Raw genomic sequence first — 20,969 nt, 5'->3', positions numbered from 1 at the left:
TGGTAGACGTATCTTGCGACATATATTTTTGGCCAGGGGAACTGTACCAATATCTCTACACACTGATTCATACATTATATCAAATGTTTCATGGCTATGAAAATAACAAATTCTACATTGTACGGATTACATAGGCATCGAGTAAAATACGTGAAATAACCTGTAGTGGTAGCCGTGAACGCACCTCAAAGTCTGGGAAAAAGGATTGTGCTCCTTTATAGCCTAGAAGGACGATTTCCGATAATTTCGCGAGTGAAGAATCAACACCAGCGGTTAAAGTAATCGTACTAATCTGCTTCATTTTTAAATTTTTACATGCCTCCACTAGCTCTGGTGTCTCACCATTCAAAGAAACAATAATCGCAATTTCCTTTTCCTTCATTCTTTTCGAGATCACTTTAATAATGTTTGGATCATTGTGCATCTCGCAATTTTTTCCTATTAATTGCAGCTTTACTTTCATTTCATTTCCGATCATTTCCGAAAATCCTCTACCAAAAATAAATATCTTTTCGGCATGATAGATTTTTTGAATCGCGTCCTCGATATTCCCTCTACTAAGCATTTTAATTGTGTTTAATACTTCTTGTTCATTTTTTCGAATGGCACTATTTATTTTCTTTTCGATATTATCAATGGAATTTTCATGCTCAACAGGCTTTAGCTTATCTTTAATATTATATTTAAACGAAGTAAACCCATCATAACCAATCTTTTTCATCAACCGGACAATCGTTGCCGTCGAAACGCTTGCCTCTTCACTTAGCTTCACAATGGAGATATTGGCAATCTCTTCTATATGCCTCACAATATAGTCTAATAAATAACGCTCCGTCTCACTTAATGCTTGATATTTTTCTGCAGGTATATTAAAAAGCAACTCATTCATTTGAACTACACCCTTCCTTCGGAGCGTTTCGTTACTCCGAATTTCCTTCTCAAATTCGTACAGTTTTTTCTCGTTTTCTTATGTATCCAATTATAAAAAAAGATAGGAAAAGATTCCATTAAAAATAAGAAATTATACCCACTTGAAAATGGTACAATAGAAATGACGATCTTGTAACATTTGCTCTGCTTGAATGAATAAGTGAACAGGATTACAATACATAGAGTCCGCCATCCTGATTTGTCATACAGTACAACTTTACTCACACAATTTAATGAAGCACAGATAGTAGCAATATTTAACGGGATTTGGGTAAAATACTATTTATACATAGACGTTTTGTCTTTATATACTTTAACTTTAGGCTTTAGAAAGGTTTGATAGTAGTGAAACTAGCTGATTATGGGTTTATTCGTGCTGGAGTAGCCGTACCAACACTCCAAATCGGTAACCCAGTATACAATTGTAAAGAAATTGCACAATTAATAAAAAAAGCTGCGGAAGAAAACGTAAAAGTATTAGGTTTTCCAGAATTAAGTATAACCGGTTATACTTCTGCGGATTTATTTCATCAACGCCATTTATTAAAAGAATCGGAAAAGGCATTAAAAATGCTTATAGAGGAAGTAGCATCCATTAATATGCTAGTAGCTGTCGGGATGCCGCTAGAGTGTGATAATCAATTATTCAATACTGCGGTCATTTTTCAAGCAGGGAAAATATTAGGTGTCGTTCCGAAAACATTTATCCCTAATTACAATGAATATTACGAAAAACGCTGGTTTGCATCATCGGTTAATCGCATCAGTGACACGATTTATTTATGTGGACAAGAAGTACCATTCCATGAAAATCTATTATTTCGCGATAGAGAAACCGAAGCCATTGTCGGCGTAGAAATTTGTGAAGATTTATGGATGCCAATTCCACCTAGCTCTCATCATGCTATATATGGTGCGAACATTTTAATAAATCTTTCCGCTAGTAATGAAGTGATTGGTAAATATGAATATCGTAGAGACTTAGTCCGTATCCATTCCGCAAAAACCTTCAGCGGCTATCTTTATGCATCCGCTGGACAGACAGAATCGACGACTGATGTTGTTTTCAGTGGGCACTCGATTATTGCGGAAAATGGGACCGTATTAGAAGAACTAAATTTTCCGGAGGAATCGGCATTTATTTATCAGGATATTGATATAGAAAGATTAAGAAATGACCGGCGCAAATTCCATACTTTCATGGGAAAAGTCGAAAAACGCGAATATAAGTATGTGGATATTTCGCTAGCAGAAAAGGAAGAAAAGATAGTAGCCTTTGCTCGGCCAATTGATCCACGACCATTTGTTCCAGCCAATAAAGAAAAACGCGATGAACGCTGTCGTGGTATTTTCCAAATTCAATCGTCTGGACTTGTGCAAAGATTATCAAAGACAGGAATTAAAAAAGCAGTCGTTGGTATTTCTGGCGGACTAGATTCTACATTAGCACTTCTCGTCATGGTTGAAGCATTCCAGCGTCTAAAGCTGCCAATGGAAAATATTATCGGTGTGACAATGCCTGGATTTGGAACAACGGATCGTACGTATCAAAACGCTATCACGTTAATGAAGGAATTTGGTATTACCGTTCGTGAAATTCCAATCGCGAAATCCGTCGAACAGCATTTTAAAGATATTGGCTATGACTCCTCCAACCGTGATGTCGTTTATGAAAATTCACAGGCAAGAGAACGTACACAAATATTAATGGATGTTTCTAATCAGGTTGGTGGACTCGTAGTGGGAACAGGCGACCTTTCCGAATTAGCATTAGGCTGGGCGACTTATAATGGCGACCATATGAGTATGTATGCTGTAAACAGTGGGGTTCCAAAAACATTGGTCCGCTATTTAGTTGAATGGTATGCAACAACAACAAAAAACGAAAAAATTGCTACTGCATTAATGGATGTTTATCATACACCTGTTAGTCCTGAGCTATTGCCACCAGATGAGCAAGGAAATATTCAACAAAAAACCGAAGAAATTGTTGGCTCCTATGATTTAAATGATTTCTTCTTGTATTATATGCTCCGTTTTGGCTATACACCTGGTAAATTAGTCTTTCTAGCTGAACAAGCTTTTCAGAATGTTTATACGAGAGAAGAAATTAAAGCATGGTTAAGGAAATTTTATCAACGATTTTTTACCCAGCAATTTAAACGTTCCTGCCTGCCAGATGGGGTAAAAGTTGGTTCCATTAACTTATCCCCTAGAGGTGACTGGCGGATGCCTAGTGATGCATCATATCAGCTATGGGTACAGGCGCTCGAGAAATTGTAATCGAAAATTGCATCAAAAAGCGAACAGTGCAAACTGTTCGCTTTTTCTTAAACGACGGACTGAATCTGTTTCGTATAAAAATGTCGAACAATCAAGAAGTAAACTACTTGAATTGCCAAAAATACACCTAATACCACAATAGATTCAATCACTAAACTATAGTAGAACAAGCGAGACAAGGCCGTTAGTGCAACTGCACCGTGAATCAGTGCCACTACTATTGGAACAAAAAATAAAATCATGGTTTGTCTCGTCAAAACATGCTTTAATTCTTTATCGGTAAGCCCCATTTTCGCAATCGATGAAAATTTTTGTTTATCCTCATCCAAATCCATATATAAACGGAAATATAGAAAACTACCGGCAGATACAAAGAAAACAATACCAATAAATAAGCCGACAAACAGAACGGGTCCATAGCTCTGTAATGTCCGATATTCATTATATTCCCCAGAAATAATTTCTTCTCTAGGTACTAAATCATATAGTTTTTTCGAAGCAGCTAAAATATTTTCTTGTCCATCGGTTGCTTGCCATGCATAAAAGCTTGTGCTTCTTAGTGAATTCGGCAGCTGTTGAAAATCATTATCCGATACTACATAATAGGAGTCCACCTCCGGCAAAGCTCGTGAATAGACGATTTCCTCAGGCTTCAGTTTACGACCTGAATGTAATGAAATTGTTTGCTTCATAAGCTCTTCTGTTTGCCCATATGCACTTCCTTTAAACTCCACGACGACTACTTGACCATCTCGAAGTTCTATCGTATTCTCTCCGATTAATCGAGCGAAACGATTAAAATCTGATTGCTTCGAAATTAATATAGTATCTCCTCCGATTTCGTAATAGCGAAGTGTAGTGTGCTCCATCTCAGACTTAATTTGATATTCCTGTAAAGTATCGTTAATAAGTGCAACTTTCTGTTCTTCCCCTGCTTCCATTGTACTAAAAGTGAACGTATTCGGGTTCATATTCTTCGAGCTTGCCGTAAGGTATGATTGAAGTCCAAATAATGCCCCGATCGCACTAAATGCAACAGTGGAAACGATAGCCACCATAAAAAAAGTCCGAGCATTATCCTTCATTCGAAAATCAAGATCTGATAGCAGCAGCATATTTGTTTTGTTCCAAAAAATACGTTCATTTTTCTTTAGCTTTCGGATAATAAATACACTTAACTGCGTAAATAAAAAGTACGTACCAATACAGACGACTATGACGACAGGAAGCATGACTACTACAACCGCGACTCCTTCAGCTAATAATGCCGTAGCGTATCCAATTGCCAATAAAACAATAGTGACTATGACTAAAAAGAGATTAGCTTTTGGTTCACCTCTTGATACTTTATTCCCTTTAATCAGCACCGCCAGTTTTTTACTTCGTAGCACATACGAAACAAATAGAGAAATACATAAGAACAATACAATAAACGCGATAAAAGTAATGATAATAGCCTTCAGTGGAAAATAAAAATCCAGCTTACCATCAATAATTAGTACATTTTCCGCCAGCAATAATATCGCTTTTGCAAATATAACGCCTAGTCCAATACCACCAAGAGTAGCAAAGAAACCAAGCAGCATATTTTCTAAAAACACCATAAAACGTATTTGCTTCATGGACATCCCTTGCATTACCAATATCCCAAATTCCTTCTTTCGTGACTGTAAAAAGGAGCTCATGGAATATAAGATAAAGAAAAAGGAAAAAACATAAATTATCCCAGAAGCAATATTCATTCCTCTGGATGCACTCGCACTCATATCCTCACCATTCAAGTCTGGATGGAAGGCAAAAATAGAAAAGGTAAAAAAGACCATTACCGTAAATAGGCTACTGAGGAAATAGGCAGCATATAATCGTTTATTGCGGAGGACATTATTAAACGCGAATTTGCGAAAGGTCATTTGCGTCCCCTCCCAGCAAAGAAAGTGTATCAATTATCTTTTGGAAAAATGCTTGGCGATTATCTCCGCGATGAATTTCAGAATAAAGCTTTCCATCGCGAATGAAAACAACGCGATTGCAATAGCTCGCAGCCATTGGGTCATGGGTAACTAGCAGCATAGTCGTTTGTTCAGTCTCATTAATCGTTTGGAGCATCGTCATAACATCTTTTGATGATTTGGAATCCAAGTTTCCAGTAGGTTCATCCGCAAGCAATAGCTTTGGATGATGTATCATTGCTCTTGCTACCGCTGCTCGTTGTGCTTGTCCACCAGATATTTCATAAATGCGTTTATTCATAATCTCTGTAATCCCTAATTTTTTCGCAATCTCATTTGCCTTCTCCTTCATGTCCTTCACTTTTTTTCCATCTAAAGTTAAAGGCAACACAATATTTTCTTCTACTGTTAATGTATGAAGTAAATTAAAATCCTGAAATACAAACCCTAATTCTCTTCGACGAAACTTTGCTAGTTCATCTTTTTTTAAGCGATGTGGGTTTTTTCCATCAATTAAAATTTCTCCTGTTGTTGGTTGATCGATAGTTGCAATCATATTCAGTAGTGTCGTTTTCCCACTACCGGATGGACCCATAATTCCAACAAATTCTCCTTCTTCTATCGTTAAATCAATATCTGTTAACGCCCGATAGGCAATTTTACCTTCATAAATTTTACTCACTTGCTTCACGTTCAGCATGATGAGACTCCCTTCATTAGCATGTATGTGCCAAAAAGCACGTAGCATTTCTATTGATTATGTGATTAGTATAACCGCACAACCCAATTTGAAAAATCGATTTTCCTTTCACTTTTCTTACATGCTTGTAAGGTTTTGTGTTGGAGTAAAAATAATTCGAAACGTAGCTCCTTCTCCAGCCTTTGATTCCAGTTCAATTCGATGCCCGAGATATTCCGCAACCTCGCGTGTTAAATAGAGCCCCATTCCAGTAGATTCTCTGAATTTGCGGCCATTTTCACCAGTATAAAAAGGATCAAACACGCGTCTCTGGTCGGTTTCTGGAATTCCTACACCGTAATCCTTCACTTCAAGTATTGCCTCCTCATTTTTTTCATAAATCGAAATATCGATCGTACTACTTTTACCTTTCGAATATTTAATTGCATTATTTATCAGCTGTGAAAGCATGAAAAATAGCCACTTTTCATCTGTTTCAACGGTTATTCTCTTCCGCTCCTGCGAGAAGCTTGGATATACGTTATTCCGAATATATAATCGTTTATTATCCTGATTTACTTCATTTACTAATTGCGCTAATTCAACCGGTCGGATATGGAAGTCTTGTTCTATCGTTCGTAAGCGCGCCATGTAAAGTACTGTATTTAACCCTGTTTTCATCCGTTCATTTTCTTCCCGAATATTGGAGGATTCCGGTTCATCTAAATCCTTTGCAATTAGCTCAATAACCGATAATGGAGTTTTCATTTGATGAACCCATTGATCCATAAATTTTAAATGCTCCGCTTGTCTTGCCTCTAATGTTTTGATTTGTTGCTGGTACAGCATGTATTGATTTTTTAATAAATTGTCCAGCGCTTCTGATAAGGGTGCTTGCTCTGTTTTTTGAAAGGATTCATCTAATGATTCTAACGGTTTACTTAAACGATGATATAATTTCTTACGACTAAAATAATGGTATAAAAGATAACAGCATAGAAAGAAGATACTAAGAAAAATAGCATAAAGTGCTGGTAATAATTGATGGTAGCCATCAAGCCAATATATTAATAGAATCATAACAAATTGGATGATTTGTACTATTATTAATAGAGTATGCTCCTTTAAAAACAATTTCATTTCTGCTCATCCTTTGACCATGTAACATGCATACGATAGCCTACTCCTCTTACGGTCTCAATAGCCCCTTGAATCCCGAACAGCTCTAGTTTTTTCCGAACTCTCGTAATATTTACATTTAATGTATTTTCATCCACATAGCTTAAATCATCCCATAATTTTTCTAGTAAATCCTCTCGACCAGCAACTCGAGGATACCGTTCCAGTAAGCTTTCCAAAATATCTGCTTCCTTTTTCGTCAAGGTAATCGTATTTTCCGCAAAGCTAAGCTCCATTCGCTCTGGAAAAAGCCTTAGTCCTTCTAATTCTAATACACGCTCTTCCGCCTGGATCGCATATTCTCCATAAGCACGTCGCAGCTGACTGCGTATTTTCGCCATTACGATTTCTGGATGAAACGGCTTCATGATAAAATCGTCGCCCCCATTTTCTAATGCCATTACTTGATCCATTTCCCCAATTCTTGCTGAAATAAAAATAACCGGACAGATCGATTCCTTCCGAATTTGTCGGCACCAATAATAGCCATCAAAGCTTGGTAAATTTATATCTAACAATACAAGACTTGGTCGATACTGATGAAAATCGTCCATTACATGGTCGAACTCGGAAACAATCGCCACGTCATAGCCGTATTTTGTTATATAGTTCTTTAAGTGATCGGCAATTTTCGTATCATCCTCGATAATCAAAATTTTGTACATTTTCTCCACTCCTTTATTTGAGAAAATTATCCCACATAAGAAGAATACCGCAAAATGAAAAAAGATAAAGCAATTGAAAAAGGAGGCCATATATTGCACCTCCTTTTCTACAACTGTTTATTCTTTATTTAATAATCCGTTTGGAGAATAAATAATTAGGCTTCCAATATGAATTACTTAGGACATTTTTCGTAATTGTAACTCCTGCCGAGGTGGAAGCATGTATCATGCTACCATCACCCATATAAATTCCAACATGGGACACCCGACCATCAGTGTACTGATCCTTATTAGTAAAAAACATTAAATCACCCTTCATTAAGCTTGTAACCGTTGTTCCTTTACTTGCTTGGTCACGAGATACCCTTGGAAGGCTAATACCCACCTGTTGAAATACTAATTGGGTATAAGAGGAACAGTCAAATAGTTTCGGTGCATCCGCCGCAGTTGCACCATATTTATAGCCGGCTCCTATATATTGCTTGGCAACATCGATAACTTTTTGTCTTTGTGCATCAACACTAGAATTACTATTATTTTGAATTGGCTCTTGCTCCTTAGCAGGCTCCATTTCCTTTGCTAAATTACTGGACGGTAATTTTAATATTTGTCCGTCTTTAATAATATTTGATGTTAAATTATTGGTAGTCTTCAGTTCATCCACTGTTACGTGGTGAAGCTGGGCAATTCGCCATAAGCTATCCCCTGTATGTACCACATATTGTTGTGCAGGTTTTTGAATTTGAATCGACCCATTGTCCTTTTTAAATGTCATGTATACATTAAATAAAGCGCCACTCGCATCTAATGAAATATAGGCAGTATTATTAATCCAACGTGGTGGTTTAATATTTACGTACTCATTTCCTTTTTTCGCTTGTGTTCCACCCATTGTTGCGCGAACGGACGTGGATCCATCTGTTACTTCATAAGTCAAAGTTTTTTCTTCAAAAACAATATGGTTGTAGCCTAATATTTTTGCTAGCTGTACAAAAGGCACATAGTAAACCCCTTCTAGCATAATTGGGTTAATTCCATTTACCACTTTACCATTGATAAATACCCCTGCTGTTGGTAGATTTTGTACTTGCGCATGAGCTGTGCCAGTACCATTCCATAAAAGCCCTACAATCAAACTAGCCATAATCATACCACGTAAGTTCTTCCATCGCTGCATTTTCATGTTCGATTCTCCTTTTTTTTTAGAACTAGTACAGGTAAAAATTATGTTGTGCAAGTTATGGTATTTTATACATGAAAAAAGGAGTGGTATTGTTTTGAATACGCTAGAGGGTTGGGATACCGATACCGAAAAGCTTGCTCCACCTCAATATTAAGTTTAAATAATATTGTGCCATACACTTTCAAAATTTCATTCAAAAAAGCCCTTCTCAGAGAAAGAGAAGAGCTTCCATTAATTCCATTACACATGGACTACATTTTGCAAGACAAATTGTTCCACTACTTTCGCAACACCATCATGCTCATTCGAATCAGTCACATAATCTGCCTTTTCTTTTATATCCCCTGGTGCATTTCCCATTGCAACACCAAGTCCGGCAAATTCAATCATCGATAAGTCATTATAGCTATCACCAATAGCAATAACCTCTTCACGCTTGATGCCACATGCTTTTATTAGCTGATTCAAGCTTTCACCTTTTGTAATACCTTTTTCCGTAAATTCTAGAAAAAATGGCTTGGAGCGCATAATGCTGTAATCCTCCGCAAGTTCTTCCTGTAACACCTGTTCAACTTTTCTTAATTTTTCTGGTTGGGCAACCATTAATACTTTTACAACTGGTACCGTAACACCGTCAACAAAGTTATCCACCATTCGTACAGGTAATCCTGTTAATGCTGACTCAATCGTAGTGAAAGGATTTTCTTTATCTGTAAGTATTTCATCACCCACATACGTATGAATATAGACATCCTCCCGACGACTTACCGCAAACAATTGGCGCACGTTCGCAAGAGAAAGCGTGCTGCTAAATATTTCCTCCTCCGTTTGACAGTTAATGATTTTCCCACCATTAAAGGAAAGAATATAGCTACCATATTCGGCTAATGAAAGCTCCTTTGCAATAGGCGCCATTCCAAAGGTTGGACGACCGGATGCAAGCACCACCTTCACGCCCATTTCTTGTGCTTCCATTAATGCATGTTTTGTTCGTTCTGATATCGTTTGATCTTCTCGAAGCAATGTATCATCTAAATCTAGTACAATCATTTTGTATGCCATGTTGTATTCTCCTCTAGTGCGCTCTATTTTTTCTAGCAAATCAGTAGAATTTTTTAAGATAGTTTTTTAAGGAAAACGACCTTTAAGTAGTTCCCTTCCTTATACTCTTTTATCGTCTTAAAATCACTCGGAAGTCGATATTCTTCTAATACTTCATATTTAACACCTGTTTGCTGGAAGGCTTTCTGAATAAAGCCTTTAAATTTATCCATACCAAATGAGCTGGCATTGGTGGATGCTACAATCACACCATTTTTTGCCGTTATCGTTATCGCCTTTTCCAGTAAGTCTGAATAATCCTTCTCGGCACGGAACGTATTTTTTTTCGAACGAGCATAGCTTGGTGGATCTAAAATGACTAAATCAAATTGAAGATTTTTTCTTACAGCATATTTGAAATATTGGAAGACATCGTCGACAATGATATCCTGTGCCTCAAAATCAATTCCATTAATACGAAAATGCTCGATTGTTTTACTTTTGCTACGGTTTGCTACGTCAACACTCGTCGTTTTCGCTGCACCGCCTAATGCTGCAGCAACCGAGAATGCACCAGTATAGGAGAAGGTATTTAACACTTGCTTATCCTTTGAATACTTATCCCGTATTGCCTTTCTAACCTCACGTTGATCTAGGAAAACACCGACCATTGCATTTTCGTTTAAATAGATGGCAAACTTAATGCCATTTTCTTTCACAATGAGAGGTGCTGGTGCTTTATCCCCTAATAGAAAATCATCATCCTCTATATAGCTACCTTGTGCGGCAAAGCGTTTTTTCTCATAAACACCTTTAAAGTCTGTTACCACAGATAAAGCCTGTAAAATATCGTCTTTAAATCGATAAATCCCTTCACTATACCAATTGATCACATAAAATCCATCAAAATAATCGATTGTTAATCCACCAATTCCATCACCCTCACCGTTAAAAACCCGAAAGGCTGTTGTATCTTGATTTTCGAAAAAAGACTTTCTACTATTTAGAGCAAGCTTTAGTTTTTTTTCAAAAAATGGTTGGTCAATTGGTTCTTTTTGTTGGCTTGTCAATATCCAGCCAATCCCTTTATTTTGGATCCCATAGTATCCTTTTCCTATAAAATTTTGATGCTCATCCACTAATTCAAAAATCGTACCTTCTCTTTTCAAATCGTGACTGTTAAGCACATCTTCCTTTTTAATCAATGGATAGCCATTTTTCCATTTCTTCGCATTAGCTGCCTTTAACTTTAATCTTATACTATTTTGCATGTTATCACCCAATCATTTTTTATGCCTCTAGGGAATGTTGAAAACGAATCTGCTAACTAGCCTTGTAGATACTAAATATAATTCATTTTATTTATAGTAAGCTTTCTTATTTTAATACAATTCGTATGGTAACTTCCACCAAACATTAAAATAATGCCCTTAAAAGAATCACTTATCGTAAACAACGGCACAGTGACTATAAAATCATCCTTTCCAAAACTGGCAGGAATATATTTATAGAATTGGTTCAAAATAAAAAAATGGGGTGAATGAGCATTGAAAAATAATCTATTTTATCGCACCTTTAAAAATTTTTTTCGAACGAAATCCAATAAAGATAATAGCAGCAAAGGGAAGGCTAATGAAAAAGATAGATTAAAACCATCAATTGAGGATAATCTATCCTACATAAAAAGTGCGTTAGGAAATAGTGCGGACCTTTCTTACCGGATCATTCAAATCGGACCAGATAACGATATTAATATATGTGTAGTTTTTACGGAAGGCTTAGTAGATATTTCTTCGCTCCAGGATTTAATTGATTCCTTAATTAATAAATTGAATCCGAATGATTTACAGCCTACTGGTAAGGAGAAAAATTTAGTTTCCGCTCTTAGACAAAAGGCAATAACCGTTGGTAATGCGGAAGAAGTAGTAGATTTTGATACTTTAATAACAAATATTCTTTCCGGGCATGCTGCATTAATTGTAGAAAACCATCCATATGCGATAACTGTGAGCATTCCGGGACACGAAAGACGTTCCGTTGAAGAACCACAGTCCGCAACATTAATTAAAGGTCCGCGTGATGGCTTTACCGAAACATTAGAAACAAATACCGCATTGTTGCGCCGAAGAATACGAAGTGCAAATTTCTGGTATGAGTCAAAAGAGATTGGAAGAGTTACGAAAACAAAGGTTATGATTGCCTACATAAAAGGTATTGTCAATGAAGAAGTACTTCAAGAGGTACATAAACGTTTAGACGCAATTGATATTGATGCTATTTTGGAAACTGGATATATTGAAGAACTCATTCAAGATGAAACCTTTTCACCGTTCCCTACTATTTTTAGCACAGAACGTCCAGATGCAGTTGCTGGTAAATTAATCGAGGGGCGTGTTGCAATTTTAGTAGATGGCTCTCCATTTGTTATGGTTGTGCTTAGCCTAATGGTAGAGTTTTTTCAAGCGAGCGAGGACTACTATCAACGTGCCGACATTGCCACGTTATTAAGATGCCTACGATTTTTTTGCTTTTTTATTGCATTATTGGCCCCATCACTTTATATCGCCGTATTAACCTATCATCAGGAAATGCTACCGACTCAGCTATTAATTAGTCTCGCTGCCCAACGAGAGGGAGTGCCATTTCCAGCATTCCTAGAAGCATTAATGATGGAGGTAGCATTTGAAATACTCCGAGAAGCTGGAGTCCGAATGCCAAGAGCCGTCGGCCAAGCAATGAGCATTGTTGGTGCGCTAGTGCTTGGTCAAGCAGCAGTACAGGCAGGGATCGTATCTCCTGCGATGGTTATTGTTGTTTCAATAACAGCTATCGCTAACTTTTGCTTTCCAGCCATTAATTTAGCAACATCGGTACGGATAATTCGTTTTGCCATGATGAGTTTATCCGCAGTATTTGGACTAATCGGCATAATGTTTGGCATTATTCTGTTATGTATTCATTTATGCACCCTTCGATCGTTCGGGATCCCTTATACGACACCTGCTGCTCCATTTATATTACAAGATCAGAAGGATGTATTTTTCCGTGTACCGATGTGGGCAATGTTTTCCCGTCCACGATTAATTAGTCAGAAAAATACGATTCGCGAGCAAAGTAGTCCTACTCCAAAGCCTACATCTCAAAAAGGAAGTAGTGAGGTTTAATGAAAAATTGTATCCATTTCTTCATGCTCTTTCTACTAATTTTGCTCTTATCTGGCTGCTGGAACAGACGCGAGGTAAATGATTTAGCTATTGCCGTAGCACTTGGAATCGATAAAAACAAGGATGAAACATATAGTGTATCTGTACAAATTTTAAGTCCCGGTGAGGTTGCCTCGCCACAAACTGGTGGGGGAGTTGGCTATGAAACACCTGTAACCACCTATACTGGAAATGGAAGAATCATTTTTGAGGCATTACGTAAATTAACCCAACAATTGCCCAATAAAATCTATTTAGCTCATATTCGGATGATTGTTATTGGCGAAAGTGTCGCAAAGGAAGGAATTTATAAACCGCTCGACTTTTTATCAAGAGACCCTGAAATGCGAACAGACTTTTACATTATCGTTTCGAAAGGAAATTCTGCGAAAGAAATATTAAATGTATTAACCAGTCATGAAAAAATACCAGCCAACAAATTATTTGATTCACTAGAGTCCTCCTCAGAAGCATGGGCAGCCACCGGAAAAGTAAAGTTAAATGATCTTATCGATGATCTGATAAGCGAAGGAACCCAGCCAATTTTAACTGCGGTAAAAATAGTCGGGGATGCAGATGCTGGAAAAAATACGGATAATGTGTTAACGACCGATCCAAAAGCGAGCCTTAGCTATGACGGGATGGCAGCCTTTAGTAATAATAAACTAGCCGGCTGGTTAAACACTGCTGAAAGCAAAGGATTAAATTACATTAAAGGAAAAGTAAAAAATACAATCATTGTAATAGAAGTAAATAAGGAAATGGCTGGAATTGAGCTTGTCGATGCAAAAACGGAGATTATTCCACATTTTCGTAACGGAGAACCATCAATTGATGTAAAAATTACGGGAGAGGCTAATATTGCCGACTCTAATTCACAATTTGATTTTATGAATGAGCAAGTACTATTAGAGCTAGAACAGAAAACAAGTGATGATATTAAAGGAAAAGTTTCCCAAGCACTTGATAAAGCACAGCACGACTTAAAGGCCGATGTTTTTGGCTTTGGTGAGCAATTACATAAAGCCGACCCTAAGAATTGGGATAAAATAAAAGCTAATTGGACTGATATTTTCCCAAATTTACCGGTAAATACTACCGTAAATATTAAAATTCGCCGTGCTGGAACGATTACAGATCCATTCCATAATGATTTACCGAAGGAGTAGAAATAATGTTAAAAGCTATCGGGGTCTTATTTATCTTCCTTCTCATTGCTTTCTTCCAAGTTCCACAATTAATAAAAACAAAGCTGTTTCGTGAGCTATGGATATTTAGCTTTTTATTATTTTTCGTTGCGATTATTACCATTTTAAGGATTAATAATCTATTCCTACCAAATCCATTAGAAATAGTAGCCTTTGCCTTAGATCCATTGATCCGATTATTTTTACCCAACTAACGATTGGGCAGGAGGTATTCCGTTGGAAGAAAAAATAAAAATTCGAATTAGCCCTTTTCAATTAACAGTACTAATTATTCTATTTACAACAGGGACCACCATTCTTGTTACTCCTGCTGGAATGACTGCTGAAACAAAGCAGGATGCATGGTTATCCTCTATCATCGGTATGTTTCTATGCTTAGGGTATGCCTACTTTCTTTATAAATGTGGGATTGCAATGGGAAGTAAAACGTATATCCAATATTTAGAAAAGGTATATGGTAGGATTGTTGGGAAAATTATCGGAATGCTCTATGTTTTTTTTGCATTCATTGGAACTAGTACACTACTGTCTTATTTTGGCTTCTTCACTACAACACAAATTTTAACGGATACTCCTATTGAAATATTAAATATTTTATTAGTCCTGCTTATTATATTTGCTGTTCGAGCAGGATTAGAAGTCATCGCAAGAACTGGTGAACTATTAATCACCTGGTTTTTCTTTCTTTTATTTGCGCTCGTGATTTTTTTATTGCCTGAGCTCAAACTAGAAAAACTAACGCCTGTATTCGAAGCGAGTTTCTCTGATCATACGAAAGCTATTTTTAACTTTGTCTCTTTTGCAGGGTTCCCGTTAATTTTGTTTTTAATGTTTTACCCTAAGAGCCTGAATCAACCACGCCAGGCGAAATGGAATATTTTAATTGGTTCCTTTATCGGTACTTTTACGGTTACTGTTATTACTTTACTCTGTATTTTAGTTTTAGGCGCTTCTATAACTGCAAAACAGCTTTATCCTAGCTATGTTCTAGCGAAGTCAGTTAGTTTATTTGAAATTATTGAAAGAATTGAGTCGATCATGGCCAGTGTCTGGGTTATCTCCATCTTTTTTAAATCTACCATTTATTTCTATACGTGTGTTCTTGGGTTAGCGCAGATTTTAAAGGTAAAATGGTATCGTCCACTCGTCTTTCCATTAGGTGTGTTAGCCTGTATCTTTTCCACGATTGTTTATCCAAATATCGTATATATGCAAAAGTGGGATTCCACTTATTGGCCACCATACGCCTTAATTATGGGACTAATTATTCCGCTTATTACCTTAATTATTGATAAAGTTCAAAATCATTTTCGTTCTAATAATCAAAGTAAAGGTATGTAATTTTCCGTTCTAAACATCAAAGGAAATGGTGTCAGCCTCCACTCCTTTATGGAAATAAGAATGATGAGTTTGACACCTGCTCCATTTAGGCAAGACTACCCACTGAATAGTCCATTAATTTTTCCTATCGTTTTGAATTATTGCTTCATTTAATACTTTTGTCGCATGGACAATATTATCTGCTAAGCTAATGGCAGTAATGACGGAAACGCCATCTGCTCCAGCCTTTATTACTTGTGAGGCATTTTTGGCTGTGATTCCCCCGATTCCTACTATCGGAAGGCTATACCCTTTCATCCGTAATTCCGTTAAAATTGCTACACCTGATGCAGGCTTTGCATCTGCTTTCGTAGTGGTTGGAAATATTGGGCCAACACCAAAATAATCTGCACCTTTTTGTAGGGCTATCTTTGCCTCCTCCACATTATGTACAGAAACTCCGAGAATTTTATCCCCGATTTGCTCACGAACGACTGGGATTGGATCATCCTCCTGTCCGATATGCACACCATCAGCCTTTAAGGTCTGTGCTAACGCAATATCATCGTTTACAATAAAGGGAATTTTATATTTCTTACAAATAAACTGAAGCTCCTCAGCAAGGGCATATTTTTCTTCTCCTACTAATGCATTTGTTCCTTTTTCTCGAAATTGGAACATTGTTATTCCTCCACAAATTGCTTCCGTTAATACTTCGACAGGAGATTTCAGACAATTAATGCTCCCCATAATAAAGTAAACCTTTAATGCCTCCCGTAATTTTGCATCCGTGAATGTTGTAGTCATTGCGATACCGCTCCTTTTTGTTTATATGCCCAATGATTAGTTGGTCCATGTCCATTCCCGATTTCCAAATCCTGTGCAATTGCTGCTGTGATAAATTGTTTTGCGATAGATACCGCTTCAAATACGGCTGCACCTTTTGCTAGCTCTGCAGTAATTGCTGCAGAAAATGTGCATCCTGTTCCATGGGTATTTTTTGTAAGTAATCGTTTATTTGAAAACGAGTAACATTCGATTCCATCAAATAAAAGATCGCTGGCATTTTCCAGATTTTCATCATGGCCACCCTTTATCACTACATATTTTGCACCAAGGCCATACAGGATTTTGGCAGCTTCTTTTCGATCTTTAAAAGTTTTAATGTTTACACCTGTTAATACCTCTGCTTCTGGTATATTTGGCGTTATTACATAGGCATATGGTAATAAATATGTTTTTAATGCGTAGACTGCCTCCTGCACTAATAATGAGGCACCACCTTTCGCAATCATGACGGGATCGACGACAAGGTTTTTCCAGCCGTAATGCTTGACTTTCTCTGCCACCGTTTGAATAATCTCAGCTGAAAAAAGCATCCCTGTTTTCAGTGCATCGGTTCCCATATCATTTGCAACGGAATCGATTTGTGCAGCAACTGCTTCTGGCGTCATTGGATAAATCCCTTGAACCCCGAGCGTATTTTGAGCAGTCACTGCCGTTAATGCACTCATACCAAATACGTGTAGCTCCTGAAATGTTTTTAAATCTGCTTGAATGCCTGCCCCACCACCACTATCAGAACCAGCAATAGTTAACGCTTTATACACCGAACCCATAATTGTCCCTCCTTATAATTGTTCAAACGAACCGTATTGTTCAATTTCCTTTGCCGATACGTTGGAGAGCTGGTTGAGAAATTCGATTTGGAAGCTTCCCGTCCCGTTGGCTACTGTTTTTTCTGCTGCTACCTCTGCTACAACTCCATAAAAGATTAATGCCGCTACCGCTGCCTGCACAAAATCCCTTTCAACAGCCGCAAACGCAGCAACAACCGAGGACAATAAACAACCCGTTCCGGTCACCTTTGTTAGTATCGGATGTCCATTGTGAACGACAAATGTTCTTGTACCGTCAGAAATAATATCATCTTTCCCTGTCGCAATAACAACTGCTCGCAAATGCTCTGCTGCCCGCCTTGTTATTTCAATGGCATTTCCATATACTTCTCCCCCATCTACACCTTTAATTTCTCCTTGTTCACCAATTAACTGTGAAATTTCTGCTAAATTCCCTCTTATAATAGATACATTAACTTCTTGAAGAATTTTTTCTGATGCAATCGTTCGATACGGTGTTGCACCAATTCCAACGGGATCAAATACGACAGGAACTTGATGGACATTTGCGGATTTTCCTGCAATGATCATCGCATCGAGTTCCTGTTGGTGGATAGTGCCAATATTCAAAAGGAGTCCACCTGCAATTTTTGCCATATCTGCTACTTCTCCCTCATAGGATGCCATCACAGGTGAAGCTCCAAGTGCTAATAAACCATTAGCAGTGAAATTCGCTACTACAATATTTGTCATATTATGTATAAGTGGCTTTGTTTCTCTTACTCTATTCACTATTTCTATTACTTTATGTTTCTCCATTTTTTCTCCTCCTCACATAAGCGATTAATCCATTACTAATCCGCCATCAACCACTAGATTTTGCCCTGTTACACCACTTCCCCATGGAGATGCGAAGAAAAGGACAGTTAAAGCTACATCCAATGGGGTAGTAACGACACCTAAGGGCGTAGAAGCTTTTATGATTTCAAAAACTTCCTCCGATGTAGCAGAGCTGGCATCTGTTGTTTGTAACAAACCTCCAGAAACCATATTTACCGTGATTCCATATGCTCCTAGCTCCTTCGCCATATTTCTCGTAAACCCAAGTAATGCTGCCTTACTTGTTGTGTAATCATGGTATGCCACTACTGGATTTTGAAATAGATTGGTACCGATGTTAACAATTCTGCCGAATTTATTTTCCTTCATATCTAGTAATCCTGCTTGAATAGTATGCAATGCCCCACGGATGGCACCCTCTAACTGAAATTGAAAATCATCCCAAGTAATCTCACCTGCCGCCTTTTTTCCAATAGGATCAAAGCGAAAGTTTACTAGTGCATTATTAATAATAGTTGTAACAGGACTGCCGAAATATTCTTTCGCCTGCTGAAACATTGCCTGTACTTGCTGCACATCTCTTATGTCAGCTTGGATTGCGATAGCATTGTCGCCAATTTCCTCTTTTAGCGCATTTGCGGAATCTTTACTTTTGTAATAATTGATGACAACTTTTGCACCTTCTTTTGCAAATGATTGAACAATTTCCTTACCTAAACCACGAGCACCACCAGTTACAAGAACAATTTGCTCATTTAATTTCATTAGAAATTCCTCCTTTAAATATAAAAAAAGCCAGAATCCATAAAGGACCTGGCTTTAATCAGCAAAATAGTAAAGGTATATAGCCAAAGTAAAAAAAGCTTCTACTCGTGGCTTTTCACTACTTTCCTACGCCGGTATTAACCGGATCAGGTCCAAAGGGTTAAAAAACAATGTTTTTCTCTCAGCCCAACACTTGGGCACCCCTAGTAGTTGCAGTATTATTTAATTAGTTATTATCATAGTATTCTTTTAAAAAAATGTAAAGTTTCTTCTCTTATTCGAACAATTTTTGGCCAGCTGGGATTATTTGACATCTTCAGTCCATTGTTCAACAATATCTTGATGTGCTTCTACCCACGCTGCTGCTGCATCCTCAGGATCTTCCCCATCTTGAATTGCCAACATTACTTCTTCCATATCAGCTGGTTCCCAATAAAAGTTATCTAATACTTTGTATGCTTCTGGTAGGTCTTCCTCTAAGCCTTCACGTGCCATTGTTTTAATCTCTTCCGCCTCTCCAAAGCTTCCTTTTGGATCGTCTAAATACTTAAGATCATATTTTCCAAATTTCCAGTGTGGAGACCAACCGGTAACAACAATTTCCTCTTCATTTTCAATTGCTTGCCCTAATGCAGTAGCCATTGCACCACTGGAAGAAGTTTGGACTTCCCAGTCTGCTAGATTGTCATAGTCTTCTAATGCTTGTTCAGCTGCAGCTACGACACCGGCACCTGGTTCAATGCCAGTAATTTTCATTCCTGCTTCATCAGTTAAATCTGCAATTGAGTCAACATCCATATATGCTGGTACAACTAAACCAATTTTCGCACCCTCTAGGTTTACCCCTAGATCCACCATTTTATCACCATATTGCTCTAGCTGTGCAGCATGTGTTCCAGGTAACCAAGCAGCAACCATTGCATCTGCTTCCCCACTTGCAACAGCTTCCCACATGACTGCATTATCCAATGGTGTCAATGTCACATCATAGCCTAAGTCTTCTAATACTTTCCCAATAACATGTGTAGATGCTACTTCAGTATCCCATTCAACATAAGCTAATTCGATCTTTTTCGCTTCACTTTTTCCATCTGTCGAAGATCCTGCTGATGAACAACCTGCGGCAAATAATGATAAGGCAAGCCCTGCGGCAACTCCTAGACGTTTCCAATTAAATTTCATAATGTTTCCTCTCCCCTTTTCTTCATTTTTTATATGGAACTTTTCCTACCGAAAAGATGCCAACTTTAATCATGTTTCTTATTAATTGTTTGCGTGATCCGATCAATAATAATTGCTAAAATGACAATGCCGATTCCTGCAACAAATCCGGATCCTACTTGTGCCCGTTGTAGTGCTGACAGAACTTCTCTACCAAGTCCTGGTGCACCGATCATCGATGCAATAACTACCATTGATAAGGCAAGCATAACCGTTTGATTAATTCCTGCCATAATCGTCGTTTTCGCCATCGGTAGCTCAACTTTAAATAATTTTTGCCTACCTGTACTTCCGAAAGCATCTGCTGCTTCTACTAATTCCTTCGACACTTGTCGAATACCTAAGTTAGTAAATCGTACGGTCGGTGGTGTAGCAAAAATTAAGGATGCAAAGACCCCTGGAACCATCCCGATTCCGAAAAATGCAACGGCCGGAATTAGGTAAACAAAGGCTGGCATTGTTTGCATGAAATCTAATATTGGTGAGATTACCGCATTCGCTACCTTGTTTTTCGACATGAGAATCCCAATTGGCACCCCAATAATGACCGATAACAGACTGGCAATTAATACAAGTGTGACGGTACTCATTAAATCTTCCCAATGCCCTTGATTATCAATTAACCAAAGACCAATAATCGAAAATATTGCTAAACCAAATTTTTTTCCAGAAACAAAAAATGCTAATAATGCAACAAGTAAAATAAAAATGACTGGAGGTATCGACATTAATAGATCATCTGCCACAAACTCCATAAAGTCACCGAAATGCTTATTAATCGGATCAAATAAGAACGAAAATGCGTCCGTCATCCATTCCGTAAAAGTTTTCGCTGCATCCGCAATTGGAAGTTCTGGTATAAAGTCCAATAAATTTGTTAACAT

At 37.6% G+C, this 20,969-nt stretch carries 19 protein-coding genes and 1 riboswitch; of the genes, 5 read left to right on the top strand and 14 right to left on the bottom strand.

The window, feature by feature from the left end:
* Positions 1–112 precede the first annotated feature (112 nt).
* Entirely contained in the window at positions 113–889 is a 777-nt protein-coding gene (locus OEV98_RS12735; RefSeq protein ID WP_263073683.1) for a MurR/RpiR family transcriptional regulator, read from the bottom strand.
* Between the two features lie 386 nt (positions 890–1,275).
* Here OEV98_RS12735 and OEV98_RS12730 point away from each other — a divergent pair, with 386 nt between their 5' ends.
* On the top strand, positions 1,276–3,213 hold the full coding sequence (locus tag OEV98_RS12730) for an NAD(+) synthase (RefSeq protein WP_263073682.1): 1,938 nt from the start codon (positions 1,276–1,278) through the stop codon (positions 3,211–3,213).
* A 47-nt stretch (positions 3,214–3,260) separates the two neighbouring features.
* Here OEV98_RS12730 and OEV98_RS12725 read toward each other — a convergent pair whose 3' ends face one another.
* The 7 genes from OEV98_RS12725 to OEV98_RS12695 all read right to left on the bottom strand — a co-directional run bounded on the left by OEV98_RS12725 (position 3,261) and on the right by OEV98_RS12695 (position 11,180).
* Complete coding sequence (locus OEV98_RS12725) at positions 3,261–5,123, bottom strand: FtsX-like permease family protein (RefSeq protein WP_263073681.1); 1,863 nt, start codon at positions 5,121–5,123, stop codon at positions 3,261–3,263.
* Positions 5,098–5,862, bottom strand: a complete 765-nt coding sequence (locus tag OEV98_RS12720; RefSeq protein WP_263073680.1) for an ABC transporter ATP-binding protein — start codon at positions 5,860–5,862, stop codon at positions 5,098–5,100. Before OEV98_RS12720 ends, OEV98_RS12725 begins: the two co-directional genes overlap by 26 nt.
* A gap of 117 nt (positions 5,863–5,979) precedes the next feature.
* Positions 5,980–6,981, bottom strand: a complete 1,002-nt coding sequence (locus tag OEV98_RS12715; protein WP_263073679.1) for a sensor histidine kinase — start codon at positions 6,979–6,981, stop codon at positions 5,980–5,982.
* Complete coding sequence (locus tag OEV98_RS12710) at positions 6,978–7,685, bottom strand: response regulator transcription factor (RefSeq protein WP_263073678.1); 708 nt, start codon at positions 7,683–7,685, stop codon at positions 6,978–6,980. Before OEV98_RS12710 ends, OEV98_RS12715 begins: the two co-directional genes overlap by 4 nt.
* Before the next feature lie 124 nt (positions 7,686–7,809).
* Positions 7,810–8,868 carry a C40 family peptidase gene (locus OEV98_RS12705; RefSeq protein WP_263073677.1) on the bottom strand — a complete coding sequence of 353 codons (1,059 nt, stop codon included), beginning with the start codon at positions 8,866–8,868 and terminating at the stop codon, positions 7,810–7,812.
* Between the two features lie 240 nt (positions 8,869–9,108).
* The gene (locus tag OEV98_RS12700) at positions 9,109–9,930 is read right to left on the bottom strand and encodes a Cof-type HAD-IIB family hydrolase (protein ID WP_263073676.1); all 822 of its coding nucleotides are present in this window, start codon (positions 9,928–9,930) and stop codon (positions 9,109–9,111) included.
* Positions 9,931–9,983: 53 nt separating this feature from the next.
* Complete coding sequence (locus tag OEV98_RS12695) at positions 9,984–11,180, bottom strand: class I SAM-dependent rRNA methyltransferase (RefSeq protein ID WP_263073675.1); 1,197 nt, start codon at positions 11,178–11,180, stop codon at positions 9,984–9,986.
* A gap of 276 nt (positions 11,181–11,456) precedes the next feature.
* On the opposite strand from OEV98_RS12695, the gene OEV98_RS12690 reads away from it, so the two are divergent.
* The 4 genes from OEV98_RS12690 to OEV98_RS12675 are packed head-to-tail and all read left to right on the top strand — an operon-like array spanning position 11,457 to position 15,661.
* On the top strand, positions 11,457–13,073 hold the full coding sequence (locus OEV98_RS12690; RefSeq protein WP_263073674.1) for a spore germination protein: 1,617 nt from the start codon (positions 11,457–11,459) through the stop codon (positions 13,071–13,073).
* Complete coding sequence (locus OEV98_RS12685; protein ID WP_263073673.1) at positions 13,073–14,281, top strand: Ger(x)C family spore germination protein; 1,209 nt, start codon at positions 13,073–13,075, stop codon at positions 14,279–14,281. The genes OEV98_RS12690 and OEV98_RS12685 overlap by 1 nt, the downstream gene beginning before the upstream one ends.
* 5 nt (positions 14,282–14,286) lie before the next feature.
* Entirely contained in the window at positions 14,287–14,514 is a 228-nt protein-coding gene (locus OEV98_RS12680) for a hypothetical protein (RefSeq protein WP_263073672.1), read from the top strand.
* A gap of 22 nt (positions 14,515–14,536) precedes the next feature.
* A complete protein-coding gene (locus tag OEV98_RS12675) occupies positions 14,537–15,661 on the top strand; it encodes a GerAB/ArcD/ProY family transporter (protein ID WP_263073671.1) in 1,125 nt (374 codons plus the stop codon).
* Positions 15,662–15,775: 114 nt separating this feature from the next.
* Here OEV98_RS12675 and thiE read toward each other — a convergent pair whose 3' ends face one another.
* From thiE to OEV98_RS12645, 6 genes are all read right to left on the bottom strand, one after another.
* The gene (gene thiE / locus OEV98_RS12670) at positions 15,776–16,447 is read right to left on the bottom strand and encodes a thiamine phosphate synthase (RefSeq protein WP_263073670.1); all 672 of its coding nucleotides are present in this window, start codon (positions 16,445–16,447) and stop codon (positions 15,776–15,778) included.
* Positions 16,444–17,259 (bottom strand): bifunctional hydroxymethylpyrimidine kinase/phosphomethylpyrimidine kinase, encoded by an 816-nt coding sequence (thiD, locus tag OEV98_RS12665; protein WP_263073669.1) that lies wholly within the window; start codon positions 17,257–17,259, stop codon positions 16,444–16,446. Before thiD ends, thiE begins: the two co-directional genes overlap by 4 nt.
* A 12-nt stretch (positions 17,260–17,271) precedes the next feature.
* A complete protein-coding gene (thiM, locus tag OEV98_RS12660) occupies positions 17,272–18,078 on the bottom strand; it encodes a hydroxyethylthiazole kinase (RefSeq protein ID WP_263073668.1) in 807 nt (268 codons plus the stop codon).
* 24 nt (positions 18,079–18,102) lie between these two features.
* Entirely contained in the window at positions 18,103–18,864 is a 762-nt protein-coding gene (locus OEV98_RS12655; protein WP_263073667.1) for a 3-oxoacyl-ACP reductase, read from the bottom strand.
* A 106-nt stretch (positions 18,865–18,970) separates the two neighbouring features.
* A riboswitch (TPP riboswitch) is annotated at positions 18,971–19,079 on the bottom strand.
* Positions 19,080–19,167: 88 nt separating this feature from the next.
* Entirely contained in the window at positions 19,168–20,046 is an 879-nt protein-coding gene (locus tag OEV98_RS12650) for a glycine betaine ABC transporter substrate-binding protein (RefSeq protein WP_407676511.1), read from the bottom strand.
* Positions 20,047–20,111: 65 nt separating this feature from the next.
* Entirely contained in the window at positions 20,112–20,969 is an 858-nt protein-coding gene (locus OEV98_RS12645) for an ABC transporter permease (protein ID WP_317633817.1), read from the bottom strand.

It is taken from the genome of Perspicuibacillus lycopersici, assembly GCF_025660475.1.
Taxonomy (GTDB): domain Bacteria; phylum Bacillota; class Bacilli; order Bacillales; family Caldibacillaceae; genus Perspicuibacillus; species Perspicuibacillus lycopersici.
The sequence above is the reverse complement of the archived record's forward strand: the minus strand, read 5'-3'. Positions and strand labels throughout refer to the sequence as shown.

What these genes read in the sequence shown, in the direction of transcription:
- OEV98_RS12735 (WP_263073683.1), bottom strand. Translation starts at nt 889, where the DNA reads ATGAATGAGTTGCTTTTTAATATACCTGCAGAAAAATATCAAGCATTA.
- OEV98_RS12725 (WP_263073681.1), bottom strand. Translation starts at nt 5,123, where the DNA reads ATGACCTTTCGCAAATTCGCGTTTAATAATGTCCTCCGCAATAAACGA.
- OEV98_RS12720 (WP_263073680.1), bottom strand. Translation starts at nt 5,862, where the DNA reads ATGCTGAACGTGAAGCAAGTGAGTAAAATTTATGAAGGTAAAATTGCC.
- OEV98_RS12715 (WP_263073679.1), bottom strand. Translation starts at nt 6,981, where the DNA reads ATGAAATTGTTTTTAAAGGAGCATACTCTATTAATAATAGTACAAATC.
- OEV98_RS12710 (WP_263073678.1), bottom strand. Translation starts at nt 7,685, where the DNA reads ATGTACAAAATTTTGATTATCGAGGATGATACGAAAATTGCCGATCAC.
- OEV98_RS12705 (WP_263073677.1), bottom strand. Translation starts at nt 8,868, where the DNA reads ATGAAAATGCAGCGATGGAAGAACTTACGTGGTATGATTATGGCTAGT.
- OEV98_RS12700 (WP_263073676.1), bottom strand. Translation starts at nt 9,930, where the DNA reads ATGGCATACAAAATGATTGTACTAGATTTAGATGATACATTGCTTCGA.
- OEV98_RS12695 (WP_263073675.1), bottom strand. Translation starts at nt 11,180, where the DNA reads ATGCAAAATAGTATAAGATTAAAGTTAAAGGCAGCTAATGCGAAGAAA.
- OEV98_RS12685 (WP_263073673.1), top strand. Translation starts at nt 13,073, where the DNA reads ATGAAAAATTGTATCCATTTCTTCATGCTCTTTCTACTAATTTTGCTC.
- OEV98_RS12680 (WP_263073672.1), top strand. Translation starts at nt 14,287, where the DNA reads ATGTTAAAAGCTATCGGGGTCTTATTTATCTTCCTTCTCATTGCTTTC.
- thiE (WP_263073670.1), bottom strand. Translation starts at nt 16,447, where the DNA reads ATGACTACAACATTCACGGATGCAAAATTACGGGAGGCATTAAAGGTT.
- thiD (WP_263073669.1), bottom strand. Translation starts at nt 17,259, where the DNA reads ATGGGTTCGGTGTATAAAGCGTTAACTATTGCTGGTTCTGATAGTGGT.
- thiM (WP_263073668.1), bottom strand. Translation starts at nt 18,078, where the DNA reads ATGGAGAAACATAAAGTAATAGAAATAGTGAATAGAGTAAGAGAAACA.
- OEV98_RS12655 (WP_263073667.1), bottom strand. Translation starts at nt 18,864, where the DNA reads ATGAAATTAAATGAGCAAATTGTTCTTGTAACTGGTGGTGCTCGTGGT.
- OEV98_RS12650 (WP_407676511.1), bottom strand. Translation starts at nt 20,046, where the DNA reads ATGAAATTTAATTGGAAACGTCTAGGAGTTGCCGCAGGGCTTGCCTTA.
- OEV98_RS12645 (WP_317633817.1), bottom strand. Translation starts at nt 20,969, where the DNA reads ATGTTAACAAATTTATTGGACTTTATACCAGAACTTCCAATTGCGGAT.